Below are 23,765 nucleotides of genomic sequence, written 5' to 3'. Positions count from 1 at the left end.
GATGTACCTCGTCGCGTCGGTGTGCTTCGTCCTGGCGCTGAAAGGCCTGAGCTCGCCCAAATACGCGCGCTACGGCAACTTCATCGGCGCGTTCGGCATGCTGGTCGCCGTCGTCACCGCGTACGTCCACGGCGTCGTCCACAACGGACTGTGGATCCTGGTCGCCGTCGCACTCGGTGTCGCGGTCGGCATCCCCGCCGCGCGGTCGGTGAAGATGACGGCCATCCCGCAGATGGTGGCGCTGTTCAACGGAGTCGGTGGCGCCGCGGCGGCTCTGGTGGCACTGGCCGAGTTCTTCGCGGTACCGGACACGACTGTCCTGTTCCGGCTCGCGACCGTGCTGACGGTGCTGATCGGCTCGGTCAGCTTCTCCGGTTCCGTGGTCACGTTCCTGAAGCTGCAGGAGCTGATGACCACCCGCCCGGTGCTTTTGCCCGCCGGGCAGCAGCTCGCGATCGCGGCCGCCGCGTCGTCGGTCGCCCTGTGCGCGGTGACGATGGCGGTGCCGAACGGGTTGCTGCTGTGGCTGCTGGCGGTCGTCGGGCTGGCCCTCGGCGTGCTGTTCGTGCTGCCGGTCGGTGGCGCGGACGTGCCGATCGCCATCTCGCTGCTCAACGCGTTCACCGGTCTCGCGGTCGCCGCGTCGGGTTACGTGCTGGCGAACACGCTGCTGATCGTCGCGGGCACGCTCGTCGGCGCGTCCGGCACCATCCTGACCCGGCTGATGGCGCAGGCGATGGGACGGTCGCTCGCCAACATCCTGTTCGGCGCGTTCAAGGCGACCACCGCTGTGGCGCAAGGGGAAGAGCAGCGCACGGTCAAGTCGGGCACGGTCGAGGACGTCGCGATCCTGCTGGGGTACGCGAACAACGTGGTCGTCGTGCCGGGGTACGGCCTCGCCGTCGCGCAGGCGCAGCACGCGGTGCGTGAGCTCGTGGCGCAGCTCGAACGGCGCGGGGTGTCCGTGGCGTACGGGATCCATCCAGTGGCGGGGCGGATGCCGGGCCACATGAACGTGCTGCTGGCCGAGGCGGACGTGCCGTACGAGCAGCTCAAGGAGCTCGACGACGTCAACCCCGGCATCACGTCGGTCGACGTGGCCGTGGTCGTCGGGGCGAACGACGTGGTGAACCCGGGCGCGCGGGACGAGCCGTCGAGCCCGATCTACGGCATGCCGATCTTCGACGTGGACCGCGCGAAGTCCGTGGTGTTCATGAAGCGGTCGATGCGGCCGGGGTTCGCGGGCGTGGACAACGAGCTGCTGTACAACCCGAAGACGACGCTGTTGTTCGGTGACGCGAAGGACTCGCTCACGAAGCTTCTGGCCGCGGTGAAGCAGCTGTAGCCAGGAGCTCGGTGACCTCGGCCGCGGGCAGGGCGGGCAGCAGCCCGATCACGCCGTCCGCGCCCGCCCGCCGCCAGTGCTCGGCGTCCTCGGGGGTGTGCACCTCGTCGACGCCGAACCGCACGCCGAAGCCGTGCACGGTCTCGATGAGGGCGCGCATCGCCTGGTGCAGCGGCGAATCCGGCCTCGGAGCGGGCGCGCGGGTGATCACCGAGCGGACCGGTACCTCGGTCAGCACCGCCAGTTCGTCGTGGCCGCCGCGGAACCCGTCCAGCGCCGTGACGACGCCGCTGTCGTGCAGCACCAGGGCGTTGTCGTCGCCGGCCAGCACCGACGAGATGTCCAGCGCGATCCGCAGCCGTTCCGGCGGAAGCCCCGTGTCGTCGAGCGCCCGCTTGACGTCGGCCACCAGGTCCTCGTCGCGGGACTGCAGGGCGCCCAGCACGAGGTGCAGCGTGGGCGCTCCGTCACCGAACTCCTCGACCCATCTCGCGGCCTGCACGCACGCCTCCCGCAACAGCCAGCGGCCGATCGGCAGCGACAGCCCCGTGGAGTCGGCCAGCGCCATCGTGTCGTTGTGGCTCAGGTCGTCCCAGTGCAGGCGGGCGACGGCGCCGAGCACCTCCTGGGTCTCCAGGTCGTGCACCGGCGCGTAGACGATCTCGACCTCGCCGTGCTCCCACGCGCCCGGCATCGACGCGGCCAGCGCGTACCTGCCGCGGCGGCGGGCGTCGTCGTGCGGGTCGTGCAGGGCCCACTGCCGCTTGCCCCGCGCCTTCGCCTGGCGCAGCGCCGCGTTGGCGCACCGCATCAGCTCGGCGGCGGTCGCGAACGCGGGCGGCCGGTCCACCACGCCGACGCTCACCGACAGCGCGAGGCCGTGATCGTCCACAAAGGTCGGTTCGCCGAGTGCTTCCTGGATCTCCTCGATGGTCGAGGTGACGTTGTCCGAGACCGTCATCAACGCGAACTCGTCACCGCCGACGCGCGCCAGCACGGCGTCCTTCGCGGCGGCGAGCTCGCCCAGGCGGTGCGCGACGATCTTGAGGAGCTTGTCACCGGTCTCGTGGCCCAGGCCGTTGTTGACGACCGAGAACGCGTCCAGGCCCAGGTGGTACAGCGTGATCGGGCCGCCGTCGAGCCGCCGTTCCAGCCGGGAGAGGAAGTGCTGGCGGTTCGACAGGCCGGTGAGCGAGTCGTGCAGCAGCTGGTGGTCGAGGCTGCGCTGCAGCAGGTGCAGCTCGCTGATGTCCTCGACCATCGTCACGTGGTGCGTCGGCCGGCCGTCCGCGTCCCGCAGCACCGACACCACGAGGTGCACCCACACCGGCTCGCCGTCCGCGCGGATCAGCTTGCGCTGGTCGCGGAACCTGTCGACGTGCCCCTCGCTCACCTTCCGGTACGAGGCGCCCAAGGCGGCCAGGTCTTCCGGGTGGTAGAAGTCGCGCAGGTCGCGGTCGGTGAGGTCGGCACCCGAGTCGAGCCCCACGATCTCGGCGAGCGTGTCGTTCGCCTCGACGCACCTGCCGGTGAGGTCGGTGATCACGATTCCCAGCGCGGCGGAGTCGAACACCTCCTGGAACCGGGCCTGGCTGACCCGCAGCGTGCGCTCGACCCGCTGCTTGGCCCGCACGATCGCGACCTTGATCTGCTCCTGCTGGTCGAACGCGTCCAGCCGCATGGCGTGCGCGTACGCGGAGCTCAACCGGGCCAGGACGGGTAGTTCGAACGCGGGCGAGAGAACCTCGATCGTGACCCGCAGCGAGTCGGGTCCGGTCGCGTGCAGTGACACCAGCCGGCGGGCGACCGATTCGGGTGACTCCGGCAGAGCGCGCAGCGAATCGAGCAGGGCCTGCTCGATTTCGGCGTGGGACAGCGGGATGTACGCGGTGGAGGTCAGCGCGTGCATCCAGCGGGCGGCGAGTTCAGGAAGTTCCATCCTGTGCACAGAGCGTACGGATCCGCCGCCGTGCGGCCAACAACGACAGGCCCGCTAGACCTTGCGGCCCACGGCCGCGTAGATGCCCGCCTTGTCCGGATCGTCGGTGTTCGTGACCTCGGGCCGCCACAACGGCGTGGGCACGATGCCGGGCTCCACCAGTTCGAAACCGTCGAAGAGCGCCTCGATCTCGCTCTTCGTGCGCGGGTACATCGGGTTCTGGCTCTTCTTCATGACCTCGACCACGCCCGCCATCTCCTCGGGCTGCAGGTCCTGGGTGAACTGCGAGACCGCGAGGTAGCTGCCGGACGGCACGGCGTCGCGGTACGCCGCCACGATCGCGTTCGGGTCGGCCTGCGGCGGCACGAAGTGGAAGACGCCGGCCGTGAGCACGCCGACGGGCTGCGAGAAGTCGATGAGGCCGCTGTCGCGCGCCGCCCGCAGCACCGCGGCGGGCCTCGTCATGTCCTCCTGGACGATCGTCGCGCGCGGGTCGTGCTCCAGGATGAGCTGGCTGTGCGCGACCGCGACCTCCTCGAAGTCCACGTAGACGACGCGGACCTCCGGGTCGGCCTTCTGCGCGATCTCGTGCACGTTGCCGACCGTCGGGATGCCGGAACCGAGGTCGAGGAACTGGCGGATGCCACCGTCGATCATGAACAGCACTGCTCGGCGCAGGAACGCCCTGTTGAGCCGCGCGATCGTGCGGGCGTTCGGCTGGGCCTGCAGGAACCTCTCCGCCAGCGCCCGATCGGCCGCGAAGTTGTGCCCTCCCCCGAGCAGGTAGTCGTACAGACGTGCGGCGCTCGGCTTGCCCGTGTCGACGCCTTCCGGAACCCAGCTCACCCGTTCAGACATGCGCCCAGGCTATCGAGGCGCCACACGGATGCGGCAGGGCATGGGAATCATTGCTGCAGCAGAACCACTGCCGTCACTGGAAAGCGTGAACCAGCAGCGTCGCCACGGCGACACCCAGCGCCGTGCCGAGCCCTCGTGCGACGTTGACCAGCCCGCTCCCGACCCCCGCCGAGCCTTCCGGCAGCGCACCCATGACGCGTTTCGTGCAGGCCGGCGCGATGATCCCGAGCCCGATGCCCGCGACGACGAGCTGGACCACCTGCGGCACGGGCAGAAGCAGCGCGACGGCGGTGACCAGCGCCCCGGTCCCGACGCCGGGCCTGTTCAGCAACATCGCCGCGATCGCGAACCCGATCGGCAACGCGGCGACCGTGAGCCCTATCCGTGCCAGGGGTTGTTGCATGGTGAACGGCAGCACCGTCATCGGCGCGAACAAGGCGGCGTAGGTGAGCAGCACCCCGGCCAGCCCCGGCAGCACCCGCCACGTCGGCCTTCCCCGGTCCCGTGCGGTCTTCGTGCGGGGGAGCAGGTAGTGACCCGCGACCAGGGCCACGACGCCGATGGGCACGTTGATCGCGAAAACGGCCTGCCACCCGAAGTTCTCGGTGAGGTACCCGCCGAGCAACGGCCCCGCCGCCAGCCCGGCCGCCTGCGCCGCGGCCTGGACGCCGAGCGCCCTGCGCCGCTGCTCCGGCGCGACCGCCGTGGTCACCAGCGCGACGCTGTTCGCCTGCAGCATCGCCGCGCCGACGGCTTGAGCGATCCGCGCCGCGATGAGCGCGTCGAACCCCGGCGCGTACACGCACGCGATGGATGCTCCGGTGAACAACGCGAACCCGTAGATGTAGACGATCTTGCGCCCTACCCGGTCCGCGATCCTGCCCATTGGGACGAGCAGCGCCACGAGCGTGATCAGGTAGCTGAGCGAGATCCACTCCGGATCGGCGTGGAAGTGCGCGCTCATCGCGGGGAACGCCAGCGTGACGATCGAGGCGTCGAGCTGACCCATGAACGCGCCGAAGCAGACCGTCGCTATGACCAGCCAAGGCGCGTACGACCGGCGGGCGATCCACGCCGGTCTGGGCGACTCCGTGACGAACCAGTTCATCGTGAACAGATTATATCTGACACAGAGCTATTGCCGGAGGTTCAGTAGGATTTCCGCATGTCAGACGAAGCCCGCACGCTCACCGACGTCGTCACTCGCCTGCGCCGGGCGTTGCGGACGAGCATCCGGGCCGACTGGCCGTGGGAATCCCTGCCGATGGCGCAGGTAGAGCTGCTGCAGACCCTCGCGGAGCGCCCGCCGATGAAGGTCGGCGACCTGGCCGCCGCGTTGCGCCTGGCCCCCAACACCGTGTCCGGACTGGTGTCCCAACTGATCGACTCGGGCCTCGTCGTCCGCGGCGGAGACCCCAGGGACAGACGGGTAGCGCGACTGTCCGTCTCACCCCGTGGACACGAACAGCTGCTCGTCTGGCAGCGCGAGCACGAGAAGCGGATCGGTGCCGCACTGGCCAAGCTGGAGTCGTCCGAACGCGAGGACGTCGTGCGCGCGTTGAAGGCTCTCGATCACCTGGTGGAGCACCTTGCCGAGCCCACGAGCTGACCGTCCGCTGGCGTTCGTCTCGCTGGTGTCGCTGGGCGGAGGGCTCGGCGGTGTGGCGCGCTACGGCCTGTCGGTGTTCGTGCCGGGCGCGTGGGGGTTGTTCGTCATCAACGTGCTGGGGTCGTTCCTGATCGGCGTGCTGATGGGCCTGGTGCCGAAGCCTTTGGTGCGCGCGTTCTTCGGGGTCGGCTTGCTGGGCGGCTTCACGACGTTCTCGTCGTACGCGGTGTCGTGGTCGTGGGCGCTGCTGGCCACGCCGGTTTGTGCTGTGCTGGCGGCGTTTCTCGGGCTGAGGGTGACTCGGTGACCGTGCTCGTGGTGTTCCTCGGTGCCGCTCTCGGTGCGCCGGCCCGCTACCTGCTCGACCGGTTCGTGCAGTCGCGGCACTCCTCCGGCTTCCCCTGGGGCACCTTGACGGTCAACGTCGCCGGGTGCCTGCTCATCGGGTTCGTCGTCGGGACGTCCTGGATGCCGTTGCTGGGCATCGGGTTCTGCGGCGGGCTGACGACGTACTCGACGTTCAGCTACGAGACGGTGAAGCTGCTGGAGACCGAGAAGTACCGGGCAGCGCTGCTGAACGTTCTGGTCAGCGTGGTGCTCGGGGTCGGCGCGGCGGCTGTCGGTCTTGCCCTGGCGCGCTGACGCCGCCGCGGTGGGCCTGGGGGCGTTCCAGTCGCCACCCAGGCCTCCACCCGATCGCTACGAAACGTCCTTCAAGCGGGCCAACATGTTCGGCAGCGTCCCGGTGTGCACGACGCCGAGGCGTTGCGTGGCACGGGTCAGCGCGACGTACAGGTCCGACGCGCCGCGCGGCGACTCGGCCAGGATGCCGTCCGGGTCGACCACGACCACCGAGTCGAACTCCAGGCCCTTGGCGTCGGTCACGCCGAGCACCACGACCTGGGCCTCCTCCAGTTCGTTGCCCACGGACGAACCCGGTACCGCGTCGGCGATCGACGACCCCACCGCGGGCAGCAGCGCGGCCGGCACGATCACCGCGATCTTGCCGTCGCCGACGGCGGCGACCTCGCGGGCGATCAGCGCGGGCACCTCGGACGCGAACGACGACACGGTGGAAACCCAGGGGGCCACGCCGGTCTCGCGCACCGACGTCGGCGGCACCAGGGAGGCGTCGACCGAGGCGAGCACGTCCGCGGCCACCTCCATGATCTCGGCCGGAGTGCGGTAGTTGACCGTCAGTTCCGTGAGGCGCCAACGGTTCTGCACGTACGGCGACAGCACGGAACCCCACGAGGTCGCACCGCCGATGTCGCCGGTCTGCGCGATGTCGCCGACGACCGTCATGGACTTGCTGGGGCAGCGGCGCATCAGAGTGCGCCACGCCATCGCCGACAGCTCCTGCGCCTCGTCCACGATGACGTGCCCGAACGTCCAGGTGCGGTCGGCCGCGGCGCGTTCCGCGGCGGTCTCGTAGCGGTCGACGCCGTGGCGCTCGGCCAGGCGGTAGGCGTCCATCAGGTCCGAGGCCATCAGGATGTCGGGGTCCGCGTCGTCCTCCAGGTCGAGGATGTCGAGAACTCCCTGGGCGTACTCGATGGCCTGGCGGCGCTGGCGCTCGGCGCGGGCCTTGGCCTCCGTGTCGTCCTCGCCGAGCAGTTCGGCCGCCTCGTCCAGCAACGGCACGTCCGCCGGCGTCCAGTCGTCGGTGGTGCGCTGCAACAGGTCGCGCTCTTCGCGGGTGAACTTCGCCATCGCGCGGTTGCGGCGCTTCGGGTTGCGGTAGAGCTCCGAGAGCAGCGAGAACGGGGTCAGCACCGGCCACAGCGACGAGATCGCCGCCTGGACCTCGTCGGACTCGCGCAGCTCACGGCGGATGTCGTCCATGTCGGTCTTGTCGAGCAGGTGCCCGCCGAGGCGGTTGGCGACCATGCCCGACAGCGTCGAGATGATCTCGCGGGCGAACGTGCGCCGTGCCTCGTTGTGGGGGCGGCGGGTCCGGCGCGCCCTGCCCCGCGCGTCGGAGATCGCGCGTCGGTCCAGGCGCAGCACGTCGTTGTCGAAGCGGATCTCGATGGACGGCGGCGCCTCCTGGCGGTCCCGCACGGCCGCGGCGATCACGTCCGCCATCTGGATGCGGCCCTTCACGGCCGCCGCCTCGGCGGACTCGCGGCCGGTCGCCGTCAGGTTCGGGTACAGCTCGCCGACGGTGGACAGCAGCACGCCCGTCTCGCCCAGCGAGGGGAGGACCTGGCTGATGTAGCGCAGGAACGTCGTGTTCGGGCCGACGACGAGCACGCCGCGCTTCGCCAGCTGCCGGCGGTGCGTGTAGAGCAGGTACGCGGCCCGGTGCAGGGCCACGGCGGTCTTGCCGGTGCCGGGACCGCCCTGCACGACGACGACGCCGTTGAGCTCGGACCGGATGATCTTGTCCTGCTCGGCCTGGATCGTCGCGACGATGTCGCTCATCTGGCCGGTGCGCGACTCGTTCAGCGCGGCGAGCAACGTCGCCTCGCCGGTCAGCGACTCGCTGCGGGACACGTCGGCCGAGTTGATGTCGAGGACCTCGTCGTCGAGGCCGATCACCTTGCGCGAGCGGGTCCGCAGGTGCCTGCGCCGCCGCACGCCGTCGGGGGAGGCGGCGGTGGCGAGGTAGAACGGCCTGGCGGCGGGCGCGCGCCAGTCCATCAGCAGCGGCTCGTATTCCTTGTCCTCGTCGAACAGACCGATTCGGCCGATGTAGAAACGGTCTTCGTTGTGGAAATCGAGCCGGCCGAACGCGAGGCCGTTCTCGACCGCGCTGTACTGGGCCAGTTGATCTGTGTACATCGCGACCGACGTGTCGCGCTCGGACCGCATCTGGTGCGTGCCGCCGGTTTGTCGCAACGACTGTGCGAGTCGTTTCGACGTCTGTTCACGGAGGTCGTCGAGCCGGCCGTACAACATGGCCACGTATTCCTGCTCCGGCTCCATTTCGGCGAGCCGGAGGTCATCGGAGGGGCTTGACAACTTGCCTCATTTCTCGATATCATGCGGCGTCGGCTTTTATTCCGATTCGCACTGTCCTGCCCGCGCTGGGTCGCTGAGCGCAGACTGTCTAATCTACACGCATATCAGCGTGGTGCAGGTACGCCTTGCGCAGCAGTGTGGCCAACGTATCGCGCTCGTGCGGCGTCAACGGCGCCAGCAGCTCTTCCTCGTGCGCCCGAGCCGCCTCCAGGCGCTCGTGCAGCGCCCTCCTGCCGCCGTCGGTGATCGACACGGTGAACCGGCGCCGGTCCCTCTCGTCGCGTCTGCGCTGCGCGAACCCGAGCTCTTCCAGGGCGTCGAGCACCGACACGAGGTCGCTCGGGTCCATCCGCACCCGGTCGCTGATCCGCTTCTGCGCCACGGCCTCCTGTTCGGACAGGTAGGCGAGCACCGTCAGGTGAGGCCCGCGCAGATCCGCGCGGCCGATGCGGCGAGCCTCGCGCACCAGCCCGTGCATCAGGTAGCTGGGAAGACGCAGAAGCTGATCAATGCTCATGTCCCTCAGTCTAGAAAAGATCTGTCCCCCGATCGTGGATTGCGCTGCGTGATGAACGCGCCCGGACGAGGGCCGACAGAGTGAGCGTTGGGGTGACGTTTCTCCACAAACCACCAGGGAGCGGCAAGGTGGGGGTATGACGCGTGCGGAGATCGTCCGGCTCGCCCAGTGCGTGGTGCGCCGGCCCCGGTGGCAACTCGTCCTGGCCGTGCTGCTGTCCGCGTGGACACTGGCCTGGGTGCTGGGCCAGCTCGCCGACGATCCCCTCAGCCCGCTCGGTCTGCTGTCGTGGACCGGCATTCCCCTCGAGTCGGCGTCCCTGTGGGCTCAGCAGCGCGCCGACGTCCTCGTCTGGCTCGCCACGCTCGGCGGCCTGAGCTGGGCGGCCACCACCGAACGGGGTCAGCTGCCCGCTCTCGCCGGGTGGTTCGCGGTGCTGGTCGCGGGGGAGGCGGCGGGGTACGAGCACGCCGTGCGGCGGGCGATCCTGAGCATGGTCGTGTTCCTGCTCGTCCTGGCGGTCGTGTCGATCACCGGGCGGCGCGCGTTCGTCGTCGACCGCGTCGCCGTCATGCCCAAGGACGTCGTGCGGGCGGGCATCACCGCCGCTGTGCTGACCGCCGTGGTCCCGCTGATCGCTCCTGGCCTGGCCCTGACGCGGCTCGTCCGCCCCTACGTGACGAAACCGCCGCGACAGCTCAGGCCGGTTGAGACCCAGCTGCTGAGGGAAACCGGATGAGGTGAGCGACTACCTGCCACCGCCCGCGCCTCCGCGCAGTGCGCTGACCCTGAGGTTGTGGCTGGCCGGATTCGGCCTGGTCTTCAACTCGGTGGCCGGGTGGCTGGCGCTGCGAGCCGACCTCGTTTGGCTCGGCGTCGTGCTTTTGCTACTCGCCGCGGTGTGCGTCGTCGACTTCGCCTGGGTGGTTCACCGCAAACGCCGCGGAGATCCGGGCTGAACCTGTCAGGAACCTGTGCTTGGGCTGAAGCACTCCTATGGATAAAGATGTCGGCGTGCATGAAGATCCGGCAAAAGGCAGGTTAGCCAGGGTGATGCGTCGGCAGCCTGTGCAACAGCGAGGCGCGGCAACTGTTTCCGCGATCCTCGACGCTTGCGCGGGCCTGCTGAACGAATACGACTACGACGACATCACCACGGCTCGCATCGTCGACGTGGCCGGAGTGCCCATTGGTTCCTTCTATCAGTACTTCCCCGACAAAAGATCAGTTGTGCACGCTCTGGCGCTTCGCGGCATGGAGACCTATCTCCGCGAAGTGGAGGAGTTGTTCACCGCGGATCTGATCGCGGACACGTGGCGCGAGGCCATGACGCAGGTCGTCGCCGTGTACATGCGGATGCTGCACGAGCTGCCCGGCTTCGGGCGGGTGCGGTTCAGCGACATGCTGGACAGCCACCGCCTCGACTCCAGCGTCGACCAGTACGAACTGATGGCCGAACGGCTGGCGGAGATGTTCGTCAACCGGTTCGGCGCCCACGGCGACGCCCCGGTGATGCTGACGTTCCGGATCGCAGTGCAGACCGCGGACGCGCTGTTCAAGCTCGCCGAACGCGTCGGCGAGGACGACCGCGCGTACGTGGTCGGCACGGCGAACGAGCTGCTCGCCGGCATGCTCGGATCCGTGCTGGAACGGCCCCGGGACCCGGTTCAGAGGCCGTAGGACTCGAGCAGCCGGAGCCAGACCTCGCTGATCGTCGGGTACGAGGGCACCGCGTGCCACAACCGGTCCACGGTGACCTCTCCGACGATCGCGACCGTGGCCGAGTGCAGCAGCTCGGCGACGTCCTGACCGACGAACGTGACGCCGACCAGCGTCCGCGTGCGCTCGTCGACGACCATCCGCGCCTTGCCCTTGTAGCCGTCCGCGTGCAGCGACGACCCGGCGACCGCGATGTCCAGGTCGACGACCTTGACCTCACGTCCCGCCGCCCGTGCCTCCGCCGCGGTGTGCCCGACGAACGCCACCTCGGGGTCGGTGAACACGACCTGCGGCACCGCCACGTGGTCGGCCCACGCCTGCCCGGCCGACCACTGCTTCGGCTCGAACCCGCGGGAACGCTCCAGGATCGCCGTGCCGGCCGCCCTGGCCTGGTACTTGCCCTGGTGCGTCAGCAACGCCCGGCCGGTGACGTCACCGGCCGCGTACAGCCAGCGTCCGTCCACGCCGGACACCAGGCAGGAGTCGTCGACGGTCAGCGGCTTGCCGTCCTTGGTGGCGGGCACCCGCCCGGTGGCGACGAGGATGTGCGACCCCCGCACGACCCGGCCGTCCTGCAACGTCAGCTCGCCCGGCCTGATCGACGAGGCACGCCCGTTGAGCAGCACCTCGACGCCGTCCTCCTGCAAGCCCTCCACGACCAGCGGGCCGACGAACTCCTCGAACTTCGGCAGCGGCCGGTCCCCGGACACCACGAGCTTCACCTTCGAGCCCAGCCGTGCCCACGCCTGCGCCATCTCGACACCGACGACGCCACCGCCGAGCACGACGAGCGACTCCGGCACCTCCCGCGCCGACGTGGCCTCGCGCGAGGTCCACACGGGAGTGTCCGCGAGACCTTCCAGCGGTGGCATCTTCGGCACGCTGCCGGTGCACACCACGACGGCCTGACGGGCGCGGTGGACCTCGCCGCCCACGGTGACCTCGCGCTCGCCGGTGACCTCGCCCTCGCCGCGGATGACGTGGATGTTCTCCGACTCGGCCCACTTGACCTGGCCCGAGTCGTCCCAGTCGGAGGTGAAGCCCGTGCGCCGCGCGAGGACCTCCTTCGCGTCGAGCGAACCCGCGTTCACGCCCTGCACGCGCCGGGCGGCCGCGAGCGCGTGACCGGGCCGCAGCAACGCCTTGGAAGGCATGCACGCCCAGTACGAGCACTCGCCGCCGACCAGCTCCTTCTCGATCATGGCGGTGGACAGGCCACCCGCGGCCGTCCGCCAGGCCACGTTCTCACCTACGGGGCCACCACCGATGACGATGACGTCGAAGTCCATGCGCCCACACTAGGCCTCGATCAAGAAAGCCACACGAGGCAGAAGGGATGCCCCACCGGGTCCGCGTACACCCGGAACGTGTCGTCGTTGTCCTTCTGCACCAACCGCGCGCCGAGCTCCAGCGCCTTCGGCTCGGCCTCCTCGATGTCCTCGACCAGCACGTCGAGGTGGAACTGCTGCGAGCCGTGCGGATCGGGGAACGTCGGCGGCTGGTACTCGGGGGCGAGCTGGAACGCGAGGCGCGTGCCGTTCGCCACGATCACGACCCAGGTCTCGTCGTCGCCGGGGAGTCGTTCGGCGCCGAGCAGCTTCTCGTAGAACGACGCGAGCTCGGAGGGGTTCGGGCAGTCAAGTACGACAGAACGAAGTTGTCCGACCATGCCCTCCACCTTGCTACCGGGTGGTGGGCAGTCGCAACGCCTGCTTGGCGATCGGGTCGAGCGACGGGTCGCCCGCGCCGCCGGTCCACACCGCGAACGCCAGCGTCACGTGGCTGCCCTTGGTGCCGTTCGCGAAGGCGGCGCTCTCCAGCGGCTTGCCGTCCATCCCGTGCACGCCGCCGGAGCCGGGCAGTGCGACGACCCCGTGCAGCGACTTCGCGCTGGGGGCGTCGTAGAGGTCCATGTCCGCCACCAGCACCGTCACCTGCTTGCCCTGCACGGTCGTCTCGTAGGTGGCGCGCAGCAGCACTCCGCAGTCGTTCGCGATCAGCCACGCCTTCACGTCGCCGAACGCCTGCGCCTGGCACTCCTGGTCCTTCTTCATCTCCTTCGGCACGAACGTCGTGCCGTCCACGACCACCGTCGTCGGCTGCGCGGACGTCGGCGCGGGCGTCGCGTCGGCCGGCTTGTCCTCACCGGGCAACGCCAGCACGAGCCACACCACGAGGATCAGCGCGAGCAGTGCCGCTCCGGCGAGATAGGGCCAGGTCAGCTTGCCTGGCAAGCGTTTGCGACCGATCGCCTGGCGCAGCTGCGCCTTGGGGATCAGCATCGTGCTGGCGGCCGCGAGGTCGGGGGAGACAGCGTCGCTGAAACCCTCCGCGATGAACGCCTTCGCGTCCGGCGGTGAGCCGGTGTTCTGCAGGATCGCGAAGAGCTTCGCCGCGTGGTCCGCCGTGCAGGGCACCGTGGAGGTCGCGAGCTCGCGGGCCGCACTGAGCACAGTGGACGGTTTGGGGTGCAGCACCCGCACCCCGCGGTTGAGGTCGACCGTCGGCTGCACGACCTGGCCCACGAACGGGCCGACCGCGACGATCGTGCTGACCGGGAGCGGTTCCGCGCGCATCGCCTGGATCCGCTGCGCCACCGCGGTGGCCGCCGCCACGGCCTCGGTCGCCGGGTTCGCCGTGCCGTCCTTGGCCACGAGCGGCCAGCCGTCGATCTTCCACTGGCCGCCGAGCGGTGCCTCGAGCTTCATCCCGGGGTCGGGCAGGTCGACGCCGACGATCACGAGAACGCCCTTGGGCAGCACGACGATCGCGTCCAGCGGCATCGGGCAGTCCGGTGGCTGGACGCCGATCAGCGCGATACCACCCAGGACCTCGGTACCCGCGCCCCACGCCGTGAGGGCGGCACGGACGTCCGCCCCAATGGCCGAGGGTTCAGCGCCCAGACGGATCAGCCGCACGAGTCCCTACCTTTCCGCACGGGGGGACACCGTAGCGGTCCGGGGTCGCCCAAACGCACTCGGTCGAGACATTCGGTGATGGCCGTCACCGATAAGTGGATCACTCGTTAGTTGGATTGCCTGCCAATGCTCACGGAGGGTCCATGTACAAACGCGCTGCATCGCTCGCCGTACTGCTCGTGGCCGTCGCATCCCCTGTCGCGACGGCCGCACCGGCCTCCACGGTCTACGTCCACGGCGCCGACATCGCCGCCGCGGAACAGGCGGTCGAGGCCGCCGGTCTGCAGAAGCTCACGAGCTTCCACAAGATCGGCGTCGTGGCCGCGCGCGGCGACTCCGCGCAGATCTCCTCGGCCAGGACCAAGGCGGGCGTGACGCGCGTCGAGGTCCAGAAGCCGATCAAGTTCCTCGGCTCGACCTCGCACACCGCCACCCGCGGCCTGGACGCCCGCAACAGCCTCGGGCTCACGGGCGCGGGCGTGTCGGTCGCCGTGATCGACTCGGGTGTCGACCCGACGCACCCGTCGTTCGGCGGCCGGATCGTCCGCAACCTGAAGAGCCTGTGCCTGGACGGCTCGACCCAGACGAACTGCATCGTGCCGGTGCCGAACTTCCTCGACACGGACACGACGTCGCTGGGCGGTCACGGCACGCACGTCACCGGCATCGCGATCGGCGGTGACGTGCAGACCACCGGCGGACCGGTGATCCGGGGCGCGGCGCCGGGCGCGAAGGGCGTCGTGATCTCGACCGGCGCGGCGATCCTCATCCTCGGCGCCGACGCGGCGCTGAACTGGGTGCTGGAGAACCACCGGGCCCCCTGCGGCGCCGGTGTGCCCGCCTCGGCGTGCCCGCCGATCAAGGTGATCAACAACTCCTACGGCCCGTCCGGCGGCGGCGCGTTCGACCCCGAGTCGGTGACCGTGAAGCTGCAGCGCCAGCTGGTGGCCGAGGGTGTCGTCGTGGTCTGGGCGAACGGCAACGACGGCGGCGACGGTTCAGCGAACCTGTCCAACCCGCCCGGCGTCGACCCGACCCCCGGCGTGATCTCGGTCGCCTCCTACAACGACCAGGAGACCGGCACCCGTGACGGCGCCGTGTCCGACTTCTCGTCGCGCGGTCTCGCCACGAACTCCGCGACGTGGCCGGACATCTCGGCGCCGGGGGAGAACATCACCTCGTCCTGCCGGCTCTACCTGCCGATCTGCGCGACCGGCCTCGCGCCGCTGAACGGGCCGGGACTGCTCGACCTCGGCACGTTCAACACGATCAGCGGCACGTCGATGGCGGCGCCGCACATCGCCGGGATCGTCGCACAGCTGTTCCAGGCCAAGCCTTCAGCGACCCCCGCCGACATCGAGCGGGCGCTGAAGTCGACGGCGTACAAGTACGGCACCGGCTACCAGCCGGCCGGCCCCTACACCTCGTCGTTCGACAAGGGCACGGGCCTGGTCGACGTGGTCGCCGCGGTAAACGCGCTGTAGATCACGATCAGGCATCGCTCGGCCGGGGAGATCGGGACTTAAGACCTGTATCTGCCCCGGTCGGGTGATGATCGAGCTGGTTCTTATGGCGGACATGCCTCAAGTCGAGGCAGAATGCAGCGAACGGGTTTCGCGGTGATCACCTCACACTCGGCAAAGGCGTAGGGGAAGACGTCCCTCGTCGAGTAGCGGAGGTCAGCAGTGAGCACCCGTGGCAGCACCAGTGGCGTGGTTTACGTCCACTCGTCGCCGTCTGCGGTCTGTCCGCACGTCGAGTGGGCGATCTCGGGCACCCTCGGTGTCCGGGTAGACCTCAGGTGGGCAGCGCAACCCGCGGCACCAGGCCAGTTGCGCGCTGAATGCGCATGGACCGGAGAGGCCGGCACCGGCGCCAAACTCGTGGCTGCGCTGCGCGCGTGGCCCATGCTCCGGTTCGAGGTGACCGAAGAACCGTCCTCAGGTCAGGACGGCGAGCGTTTCTGCTTCGCGCCCGTTCTGGGGCTCTGGCACGCCAGAACCTCGGCCAACGGCGACATCGTCGTCAACGAGGACCAGCTGCGTTCACTCGCGGTGCGTGCTCGTGGCGGTGAGTCCTTCGCGCACGGCGTCGACGAACTGCTCGGCGCCGCGTGGGACGACGCACTGGAACCGTTCCGCCGCGCGGGCGACGGCGCGCCGGTGACGTGGTTGCACCGCGTCGGATGAGTCCTGAGTGGACCCCGCTCACCGTTTGGGCAGCGGGGTTTCTTCTCGGTGCGTGGGATCCCAGGCCAGCATGAGCTGGCCGTAGAGCGGCGACGTCTTGAGCAGGTGCTCGTGGGTGCCGAGCAACGGCTTGCCGCCGTCCATGACCAGCACCCGGTTCGCTCGCAGCGCCGAGCTCAGCCGGTGCGCGATCACCACGAGGATTCCGTTCCGCTCCGCGAAAGCCCGTTCGACCCTGGCCTCGGCGGCGGGGTCCAGGTGGGAGGTCGCCTCGTCGAGGATGACGACGCCCGCGGACGTGACGTAGACCCGCGCGAGTGCCAGGAGCTGGGCCTCACCGGCGGAAAGTCCTTCTCCGCCGTGGCCGAGCGTCGCGTCCAGCCCGCCGATGGAGTCCAGAAGTGGTTTGGCGCCAACCTTTTTCACCGCGTCGACCAGGTCCTCGTCGGTCGCCCACGGCGCTAGCAGCGTGAGGTTCTCCCGCACGGTGCCCGTGAACAGGTAGGTCTCCTGCGGGATCAGTGCGATCGCGTGGTGCCGGACCGCCGGCGTCACCCGGTCGACGGGCGCGCCGCCGAAGAGGACGGAGCCGTCGTCCGGTGCCATCAGGCCGGTGAGCAGACTGGCCATTGTGGACTTGCCGATGCCGGACGGGCCGACGACGGCCAGGTGGTCACCGGGACGAAGATCGAGCGACAGGCCGCGCACCACCGGTTCCGCGTCCGGGCTCCAGCCGAACGTGACGTCCCGCAGCACGAACTCGCCGTTGGCCGGGGTCTCGGTGCCCACGTCCCGGTCGGTGCGCGGGGCCGCTTCCTGGAGTCGTTTGAGTGCGACCATCAGCCGCATCACGACCGTGCTGGTGGTGCGGGCCAGGCCGTGCAGCGCGGGGTTCACGCTGTTGGTCAGGTAGACGACGGCCGCCAGCACCGCACCCGTGGTGAGACGGCCGGACGCGACGAGCGGGGGAGCGAACGCGACCAGCAGGGCGATGGGAGCGAAGCCGCCCAACGCGATCACCGTGGCGCGCAGCGAGTTCGCCCACGCGACGGTGACAGTGGCCCTGGCCTGCAGGTTGATCTGCTTCGCGACGTCCCCGTACGCCTCGGCGGCGGCGTCGCAGGCGGCGACGTCGCGCAGACCGGTCAGCACCGCGCCGGACGCTTCCGCGGTGTGCTCGTCCGCCATCACGGCGTCGCGTTGCCGTTTGGCCAGCGAGGGGAGCATCAGGCCGAAGAGCACCAGGGCGGCCACGATCGGGAGCACGACCAGCCAGATCAGCGCGGCCGCCGTGGTCGCGAGCCCGATGAGCGCGGCGAGCGTCGTGACCAGAAGGGCACGAGCCTGCACCAGCACGCCCGCGGTGGCGTCGCGGACGACCTCGACGTGCCGGGTGATCATCGCCACGGCGCTGGCGTCCGGTGTGCGGCGGTGCGTCGGGTCGTTCAGCACGCCGTTCACCACCCGTGCGACCAAGGCGTCGCGCATCGGTTCGACGACGGAGCCGAGCCGTGCGAACACCTGCCGCTGGCCCAGCGCGCCCACCACCGCGAGGGTGGCGAACGCGAGCAGCCACAGCACGCCGGCCAGCGGGTTCCCCGCCGCGAAACCCTTGTCGACCGCGGAGCCGACGAACCTGCCGCCGAAGAACGCGGGGATGCCTTCGAGCAGGGACCAGCCGAGCAGGACCAGCATGCCCCGGCGGTGTCCCGCCAGCGTCGAGAGGTAGAAACGCATCACTCGCCTCCGGTGAACACGGCTCGGTAGTCCGCGTCGTTCCACAGCTCCTGGTGGGTGCCGGTGCCCCTGATGCGGCCGCTTTCCAGCCACACCACGAGGTCCGCCCTTGCCGCCGTCGCCGCGCGATGCGTCACGACGACCCTGGTGCGGCCGGGAAGCGCCGTGGTGAGCGCTTTGTCCACTTTGGCTTCGGTGACCGTGTCCAGACTTGCTGTGGCGTCGTCGAGCACGAGCACGTCGGGATCCCGGATGATCGCGCGGGCGAGGCCGATCCGTTGCGCCTCGCCGCCGGACAGCGGGGCGTCGGCGACCGGCGTCTCGTACCCCTGCGGCAGCCGGATCAGCACGTCGTGCACCTGGGCGGCCACGGCCGCGTCCCTGACCTGGATCTCGTCCGCGTCCGTTCCGTAGCCGATCGAACGGCCGATCGTGGTGCCCAGCAACGCCGGGCGTTCGAACGCGTACCCGACCGAGTCGTGGCCGGCCACCTCGCCGGCGTCCACAGCGGACAGTCCGCCGAGCACCGCCGCCAGCGTCGACTTGCCCGCGCCGGAGGTGCCGACGATCGCGGCGAACGTGCCGGCCGGGATCATGAGGTTCACGTCGCGCAGCGCTTCGCCGACGCTGACGCCCCGCAGTTCGACGACACCGTTGGACCGCCGGGGAACCGGACGTCGCGGTGCTGTGGCGTCGAGGACCTCGGCGATCCTGGACGCGGACGCGCGGGTCCGTTCGAGGACGGTCAGCTGGGTCATCTGGCCGACGATGCCCATGCCGAGTGCCGAGTAACCGAGGGCGGCGAGCACGTCACCGGTGCTCAGCCTGCCCTCCATGACACCGAAACCGGCGGCGGTGAGCACGGCGATCTCGACCGCGGGCAGCAGCAACCCGGCCCGCCACATCATCTTCGCCTGGGTGCGCCACATGCCCGCACCGGCCGCGGCGAGCCGGGGCAGCGGCTCCAGCACGCGGTCCGTCTCGCGGTCGGCGATGCCGGCGGACGCGATCGTGCGCAGACCGGACACCGAGTCGAGCAGCCGGGCGGACACCTCGCCGGACACTTCCTGGTAGGTCAGCACGTCGTCGGCGGTCATGCGCATGTGGGTGCGGATCAGCAGACCCGCCAGCGGGACGCTCAGCACGAACACCGCCGCGAGCCGCCAGTCCAGCAGTGCCAGCGCGACGACGGCGCCCGCCGAGGACACGGCGGTGACGACCAGCGTGATCAGCGTGACCGCGATCCCGCCCGCGTTGCCGCAGTCACCCGTCACCCGGCTCACCGCGTCACCGGCGGCGAACGGGGAGGGGTGACCGAGGTCGAGCAGCTTCCTGGAGAGCTTGCGGCGCAGCCACGCCGTGGCGCGGCTCGTGGTGCTCGCGGCGAGCACGATGCCGATCGCGTCGCCGACGATCTCGGTCGCCGCCAGCAGGAGCAGCCACACCACGGTGAACAGCACGAACGTGCCGCTGAGTGCCATGTCGACGGCGTCGGCGAGTGCGGAGGGCAGCAGCAGGCCGCCGGTCGTGGCGACCGCGGCGTTGAGCAGCAGCAACCACGGCCGGTGGTCGCGGCGGACGACGGAGAACAGCAGGGCGTCGCCTGGTCTGGCCATCGGCTGTTCCTCCGGAGGGTCGCGAGGGCGCATCATGAGCAAGGGCCCGACAGCTGGCCGGCTGCCGGGCCCTGCAGTTGGCGGGTGAGCGGCATACTTCGCCTATGCCGCTCACTCACCGCGGTGTTTCAGTTGGGCGCAGGTCAGCAGGCCAGCAGGCTGACGGTGCTGTGCGAGCAGGGGAGCAGCAGCGACGCGTTGGACGCGGTCGTGGAGCCGCCGCCACCGCCGCCGCCGTGGCCCGACGCCATCGCGTTGCTCGGCGCCTCGGGGGTCTCGAGGTCCTGCATGTCGAGGATGAAGCCCATGACTGTCTCCTAATTTCGAGGGATCGATCTCTTGCTACCGGTCCGCGAGGACCGGGGCCTGGGCCCTTCCGAGGAAGGGGAGTGGTGGACGTTCGTCCACTGTGGAGGCGATGGCGAGCAGGACGCCCGCGCCGCCGGTGTTGAGGTCCATGGAGAGCCGGCGCAGCTGCACACCGGGGAAGGCGAGCCCTCCGCCGTAGCGCACCGCGTGCCAGCCGAGTGCCTTGAGGTGCTGGCGGACGGAGCGTTCGAGGCGCTCGTCCGGCCGGTGCCTGGTCGCGTGGGCCAGCGTGGCCATCAGTCCGGCCCTGCCCAGCGTGAACGCGGGCTGGATGACGAACTCGCCGGTGCAGCCGCCGAGCAGCTCGGGGAGCTTCGCCACGCAGGGACGTTCCGGCGCGACCTTCGCGAGCTCCGTGAGCACCAACGCGATTCCCGCGCCGCCGATGCCGACGTACGGCAAGCTGCGGAACGTGCCGTCGCGCACCTGCAGCGACCCGTCCAGCGCGACCATCGTCTCGGCCAGGTCGCGTTCGAGCGCCTGCTCGGACAGGTCGAGCCAGCGCTCCTGCGCGGTGTGCTCGAACATGCGCAGGAAGAACAGGGCGGGACCGGACCAGCCGTGCAGCAGACCAGCCTTCGCCTTGTCACCGGGCGGTGGCGCCTGCTCCAGCTGCTTCGCGAGCCGTTCGGCCAGCTCCCCGGCCTGCGCCGTGAAGCCGTCGTCGCCGCGCGAGTCCGCGAAGTGCAGCAGGTTGAGGCCGATGCCGGACAGGCCGGCGCTGAGCCCGTGGTCCTGGGTGGTGCGGACGAGCGGGACGTAGCCCTCGACGATCTCGGTGGCGACGTCGTGGTGGCCGAAGTTCTCGAGCACGTGCGCGATGCCGTGCGCGCCGGCGAAGAAGCCGGGTTGCTTCGGCGGGTTCGTGCGGACCGACCTGATCAGCCAGTCCTCGTGTTCGGGGTACCGGCCCTCGCCGCTCTCCGCCAGCGCGTGCAGCACACCCGCGGCGCCGTGGCCGAAGCCCGCGCCACCGGTCTCGAACTGCTCGATGTCGCCGGGGAACAGGCGGTCCGTCCGGTGCGGGGTCGCGCTGTGCAGGATCGCCGTGGCGATCTCCTTGCGCACGACCGTCCAGTCCGGGTTCTCGTCGTCGAACGCGGTGAACGCGGGATCGGCCGGCGGGTCGACGCGCGGGGTGAGCACGTCGAGGATCTGCCGCTGGTAGTCCTCGTCCAGGCCGAACCGCTCCGCGACGACGTGCACGTGCTGGCGCAGCTTGGCCGGGGCGAGCTCCAGCACCGCGTTGAGCGGCAGGAAGATCCACAGCTTGAGCGCGGCCAGCGGGTAGAGGTCGATGTCGAAGCCCTCGCGGTCGTTCGGGGCCTGGAACCCCGGCGCGCCGAGCGTCGGCCGGTGCACGTCCTCGATCGTCGACGACAGCTCGAAGTCGATGAGCGAGACCTCGTCGTCCTCGCCGACCAGGATGTTCATCGTGTGCAGGTCGCCGAACACGACACCGCGTTCGTGCACGCGGGCCACCAGGTCCTCGACCTTGGCGATGAGCGCCTGGGCCCTGGTGCGGTAGTTCTGGAGGAGCTCGCCGGTGGTGTCCCTGTGCGTCAGCGGGTAGTTGTGGCCGAGCCACTGCCCCAGCGACCGGCCGGGCATGAACTCCATGGCCACGAACAGGTGCTCCCACTCCGTGAAGCGGTCGTACACCTCGGGAACACCGTCGACGCCGTGCAGTCTCGTGAGGATCTCGTGCTCGAGCTCCAGCCTGGCCACGGCGTCACGGCCCTCGCGGTCGAGCCCGGCGTGCGGCCGCGCCTCCTTGAGCACGACCTCCTTGCCGTCGCTCTTGCGCGTCGCGAGGTAGACGCCGCCGCCGTTGGAGAAGTGCAGCGAGCTCTTGATCCGGTACGGGAACTTCTCGGGGTCGCCGGCGTTGCGCTCGGCCAGGTGCGGCTTGAGGAAGGCGGGCAGCTCGATCCACTCGGGGAGGCTGAAAACCGGCTTGCGCCTGTCCGGGACGAGTGCGCCGTCCGGCCCGGCGATCGCGAGCACCTGCTGCCCGTCGACCTCGAGCCACTGCTCGGCGAACCCGCCGTAGCGCACGTACAGCGGCCCCTTGCCGAAGCGCAGGTCGCTCAGGATGTAGGCCCCGTGCTCGCCGTCGAGCACCTGCGCCAGCTCGGTGCAGATGGTCTCGAGCTGCTCGGTGTCCTTCGGGTAGATCGTGACCAGCTTGCCGCTGCCGTCGCGGGGCGCGTACTTCGAGTTGCGGGCCAGCACGATCGAGATCGTCTGCAGGTACTTGAAGGGGATCCGCCGCTCGACGCAGTAGTCGAAAGCGGCCTTCAGCACCCGGCCGGCGTTGTCGAGCCCGGCGGAGACGTGGATCTTCCACCCCTCGTTGGGGAGCTGAACCCCCTTCGGGTGGTGGTGCCGCCACACGTTGCGCTCGACCGTCGTCCAGTCGGGAGGGAGCGCGGGCAGTTCGGTCGAGAAGTCGTCCGCGGGAGTGCTTTCGGTGCTGCTCTGCAGATCGTAGAACTGCCGATCAGCGAAGCAGTACGCCTCGTATCTGAGGTCCACCGAATTCCCCTCCCCGTCTCGTTTGCGTTTTCTTTGTTGCGGCATATTTCCGCACAATCACGCGCCTATGGGGAATCCGCCGTTCGAGTCATATGGGTGACCCGTTCGTGGCCGAAAGACCATTGGTTACCCGTGCGTATGTTACTTGCAGTGATGAGGTTTGGGTCCATCTCACCCGGTTGAGATGTTTGCTCAAATGTGCTTGGGCGGCGATGTCGGGCACCTCCGCTAAACGGCACCGTCTCGTTCCTGATCTTGCACGCCTCTGAGCTGCGATATTCCAGTCGGATGCTTACGTATAGTTAGGTGCGTGCAAACGTCGTGTACGCGCTGTGTTGGCTGCTCTTTACGAGTGAAGCCGAAAATGGCTGCTATTGCGCGTTTGATACGGCCGAATGGCGGTGTGGAGACCCCCATTTGCACTCATTCATAGGATGAGATTGCCCATCGCCTTTTGTGTATCAGACATTGTCTTGCTACATCCAACTCGCTAAATAAGGGTGTGATGTAATCGTTCGAGTGAAATTTCGTGTTTCGATGTAACGCGACACGTTTTGTGAACGGCCTCCGCTGCCCGGCGTGTCGTGCGGCTAGGCTGCGCGTGTGGGGAGCGTGGCAAGCCGCTGGCTGGTGCCGGCCGTGGTCGTGATCACCGGCGCGGCGGTGGCGGCGGGGATGGTGGGCAGGACCGTGTACTCGCGCCCGGCGGAGGCCAGGGGAGCACCGGTCGTCGCGTCCTCGTCCGTGGCGGGCCCGTTGCCCGGCACCCCGGAGGTCAGGCTGAGCCCGGACTCCTTCACCCACCCCGACCGGACCGCGGTGCAGCGCGTGCTGCAGTCCTACTTCGACTCGATCAACTCGCTGGACTTCGACGGGTGGCGCGAGACGGTGTCGGCCCGTCGGGCGTCGTCCACACCTGAGGCCGGGTGGATCGCCGCTTACGAGACCACTCAGGACGGCGGGATGGTGGTGCAGCGGGTCGAGTCCGATGTGGTGGGGCGGCGGCTGCGTGTGCTGATCTCGTTCGTGTCCACTCAGGACGTTGCCAAGGCTCCGCCCGCGTTGCCTGAGCGGTGCATCCGGTGGCGGGTGGTTTACGTGTTGGTCTGGGAAGGTGGGGCGTTGAAGGTGGATGAGGCGCCGGAGAACCGGAACCCCCAGATGGAGAAGTGCTGACGTTGGCTCGTGGGGTGGTTGCGTTGCGTGCTGGTGTGGCGGTTGCTTCCTGGGGGACTCCGCCCCCCAGACCCCCCGCGATCTGATCCAGGACCGGTCCACGCCACGCGTGGGTTGATGGCACGCCTGTTGCGTTGGGCGGAGTTGCGTTGCTTTGCGGGTGGCGTCGGTGGGGTGGTCCCGTCACGAGTCGCACCCGAGCGGGCCACATCTGAAGGGGAGGGTCAAGTCGACGAAGAGCGTGTCGACTTGACCCTCCCCTTCAGAT

General features: G+C 69.6%; 22 protein-coding genes. 10 read left to right on the top strand and 12 right to left on the bottom strand.

The genetic code is table 11. The features are described from left to right. Position 1: 1 nt before the first annotated feature. On the top strand, positions 2-1,345 hold the full coding sequence (locus tag ORI60_RS35900; protein ID WP_266042581.1) for an NAD(P)(+) transhydrogenase (Re/Si-specific) subunit beta: 1,344 nt from the start codon (positions 2-4) through the stop codon (positions 1,343-1,345). Here ORI60_RS35900 and ORI60_RS35895 read toward each other — a convergent pair. The 3 genes from ORI60_RS35895 to ORI60_RS35885 all read right to left on the bottom strand — a co-directional run bounded on the left by ORI60_RS35895 (position 1,311) and on the right by ORI60_RS35885 (position 5,250). After that, on the bottom strand, positions 1,311-3,284 hold the full coding sequence (locus ORI60_RS35895) for a diguanylate cyclase domain-containing protein (RefSeq protein ID WP_266042461.1): 1,974 nt from the start codon (positions 3,282-3,284) through the stop codon (positions 1,311-1,313). The genes ORI60_RS35900 and ORI60_RS35895 overlap by 35 nt on opposite strands. 54 nt (positions 3,285-3,338) lie before the next feature. Beyond that, positions 3,339-4,142, bottom strand: coding sequence for an SAM-dependent methyltransferase (locus tag ORI60_RS35890; RefSeq protein WP_266042460.1), 804 nt, complete (start codon positions 4,140-4,142; stop codon positions 3,339-3,341). Between the two features lie 73 nt (positions 4,143-4,215). Then, positions 4,216-5,250, bottom strand: a complete 1,035-nt coding sequence (locus ORI60_RS35885; RefSeq protein WP_266042459.1) for an MFS transporter — start codon at positions 5,248-5,250, stop codon at positions 4,216-4,218. Positions 5,251-5,307: 57 nt separating this feature from the next. Between ORI60_RS35885 and ORI60_RS35880 the strand changes: the two genes are divergently transcribed. Genes ORI60_RS35880 through crcB form a run of 3 tightly spaced genes read left to right on the top strand, consistent with a single transcriptional unit; the run spans position 5,308 to position 6,393 of the window. Further along, positions 5,308-5,751 carry a MarR family winged helix-turn-helix transcriptional regulator gene (locus tag ORI60_RS35880; RefSeq protein WP_266042458.1) on the top strand — a complete coding sequence of 148 codons (444 nt, stop codon included), beginning with the start codon at positions 5,308-5,310 and terminating at the stop codon, positions 5,749-5,751. After that, positions 5,732-6,058: a fluoride efflux transporter FluC gene (locus ORI60_RS35875; protein WP_266042457.1), complete on the top strand. Its 327-nt coding sequence runs from the start codon at positions 5,732-5,734 to the stop codon at positions 6,056-6,058. Before ORI60_RS35880 ends, ORI60_RS35875 begins: the two co-directional genes overlap by 20 nt. Beyond that, positions 6,055-6,393, top strand: a complete 339-nt coding sequence (crcB, locus tag ORI60_RS35870; RefSeq protein ID WP_266042456.1) for a fluoride efflux transporter CrcB — start codon at positions 6,055-6,057, stop codon at positions 6,391-6,393. The genes ORI60_RS35875 and crcB overlap by 4 nt, the downstream gene beginning before the upstream one ends. A gap of 57 nt (positions 6,394-6,450) precedes the next feature. Here the strand turns inward: crcB and ORI60_RS35865 are convergent, their stop codons facing one another. Then, entirely contained in the window at positions 6,451-8,682 is a 2,232-nt protein-coding gene (locus ORI60_RS35865) for a HelD family protein (protein WP_266042580.1), read from the bottom strand. A gap of 124 nt (positions 8,683-8,806) precedes the next feature. Then, positions 8,807-9,235, bottom strand: coding sequence for a MarR family winged helix-turn-helix transcriptional regulator (locus tag ORI60_RS35860; protein ID WP_266042455.1), 429 nt, complete (start codon positions 9,233-9,235; stop codon positions 8,807-8,809). Positions 9,236-9,371: 136 nt separating this feature from the next. Here ORI60_RS35860 and ORI60_RS35855 point away from each other — a divergent pair, with 136 nt between their 5' ends. The 3 genes from ORI60_RS35855 to ORI60_RS35845 are packed head-to-tail and all read left to right on the top strand — an operon-like array spanning position 9,372 to position 10,915. After that, the gene (locus ORI60_RS35855) at positions 9,372-9,974 is read left to right on the top strand and encodes a hypothetical protein (protein ID WP_266042454.1); all 603 of its coding nucleotides are present in this window, start codon (positions 9,372-9,374) and stop codon (positions 9,972-9,974) included. A 1-nt stretch (position 9,975) separates the two neighbouring features. Beyond that, complete coding sequence (locus tag ORI60_RS35850) at positions 9,976-10,194, top strand: DUF6343 family protein (RefSeq protein WP_266042453.1); 219 nt, start codon at positions 9,976-9,978, stop codon at positions 10,192-10,194. Between the two features lie 55 nt (positions 10,195-10,249). Further along, a complete protein-coding gene (locus tag ORI60_RS35845) occupies positions 10,250-10,915 on the top strand; it encodes a TetR/AcrR family transcriptional regulator (protein WP_266042452.1) in 666 nt (221 codons plus the stop codon). On the opposite strand, the gene ORI60_RS35840 is transcribed toward ORI60_RS35845, so the two are convergent. From ORI60_RS35840 to ORI60_RS35830, 3 genes are read right to left on the bottom strand one after another with little or no spacing between them, the layout of a single operon-like run. Continuing rightward, a complete protein-coding gene (locus ORI60_RS35840; RefSeq protein WP_266042451.1) occupies positions 10,903-12,243 on the bottom strand; it encodes a dihydrolipoyl dehydrogenase family protein in 1,341 nt (446 codons plus the stop codon). The two genes, ORI60_RS35845 and ORI60_RS35840, sit on opposite strands and share 13 nt — an antisense overlap. Before the next feature lie 20 nt (positions 12,244-12,263). Next, positions 12,264-12,623, bottom strand: coding sequence for a VOC family protein (locus ORI60_RS35835; protein ID WP_266042450.1), 360 nt, complete (start codon positions 12,621-12,623; stop codon positions 12,264-12,266). A 13-nt stretch (positions 12,624-12,636) separates the two neighbouring features. Then, complete coding sequence (locus ORI60_RS35830) at positions 12,637-13,872, bottom strand: hypothetical protein (RefSeq protein ID WP_266042449.1); 1,236 nt, start codon at positions 13,870-13,872, stop codon at positions 12,637-12,639. 143 nt (positions 13,873-14,015) lie between these two features. Between ORI60_RS35830 and ORI60_RS35825 the strand changes: the two genes are divergently transcribed. Beyond that, entirely contained in the window at positions 14,016-15,356 is a 1,341-nt protein-coding gene (locus tag ORI60_RS35825) for a S8 family peptidase (protein ID WP_266042448.1), read from the top strand. A 201-nt stretch (positions 15,357-15,557) separates the two neighbouring features. After that, the gene (locus ORI60_RS35820; protein WP_266042447.1) at positions 15,558-16,061 is read left to right on the top strand and encodes a DUF3145 domain-containing protein; all 504 of its coding nucleotides are present in this window, start codon (positions 15,558-15,560) and stop codon (positions 16,059-16,061) included. Between the two features lie 18 nt (positions 16,062-16,079). Here the strand turns inward: ORI60_RS35820 and ORI60_RS35815 are convergent, their stop codons facing one another. The 4 genes from ORI60_RS35815 to lanKC form a co-directional block, all read right to left on the bottom strand. Beyond that, positions 16,080-17,798 carry an ABC transporter ATP-binding protein gene (locus ORI60_RS35815; RefSeq protein WP_266042446.1) on the bottom strand — a complete coding sequence of 573 codons (1,719 nt, stop codon included), beginning with the start codon at positions 17,796-17,798 and terminating at the stop codon, positions 16,080-16,082. Then, entirely contained in the window at positions 17,798-19,414 is a 1,617-nt protein-coding gene (locus tag ORI60_RS35810; RefSeq protein ID WP_266042445.1) for an ABC transporter ATP-binding protein, read from the bottom strand. The genes ORI60_RS35815 and ORI60_RS35810 overlap by 1 nt, the downstream gene beginning before the upstream one ends. A 143-nt stretch (positions 19,415-19,557) precedes the next feature. Next, complete coding sequence (locus ORI60_RS35805) at positions 19,558-19,722, bottom strand: SapB/AmfS family lanthipeptide (RefSeq protein ID WP_090058697.1); 165 nt, start codon at positions 19,720-19,722, stop codon at positions 19,558-19,560. 34 nt (positions 19,723-19,756) lie between these two features. Beyond that, positions 19,757-22,321 (bottom strand): class III lanthionine synthetase LanKC, encoded by a 2,565-nt coding sequence (gene lanKC, locus ORI60_RS35800; RefSeq protein ID WP_266042444.1) that lies wholly within the window; start codon positions 22,319-22,321, stop codon positions 19,757-19,759. Positions 22,322-22,924: 603 nt separating this feature from the next. Between lanKC and ORI60_RS35795 the strand changes: the two genes are divergently transcribed. Next, entirely contained in the window at positions 22,925-23,497 is a 573-nt protein-coding gene (locus ORI60_RS35795; RefSeq protein WP_266042443.1) for a hypothetical protein, read from the top strand. Positions 23,498-23,765 lie beyond the last annotated feature (268 nt).

The organism is Lentzea sp. NEAU-D7 (assembly GCF_026242055.1).
Taxonomy (GTDB): Bacteria; Actinomycetota; Actinomycetes; order Mycobacteriales; family Pseudonocardiaceae; genus Lentzea.
This window is presented reverse-complemented; position numbering and strand designations above follow the sequence as displayed.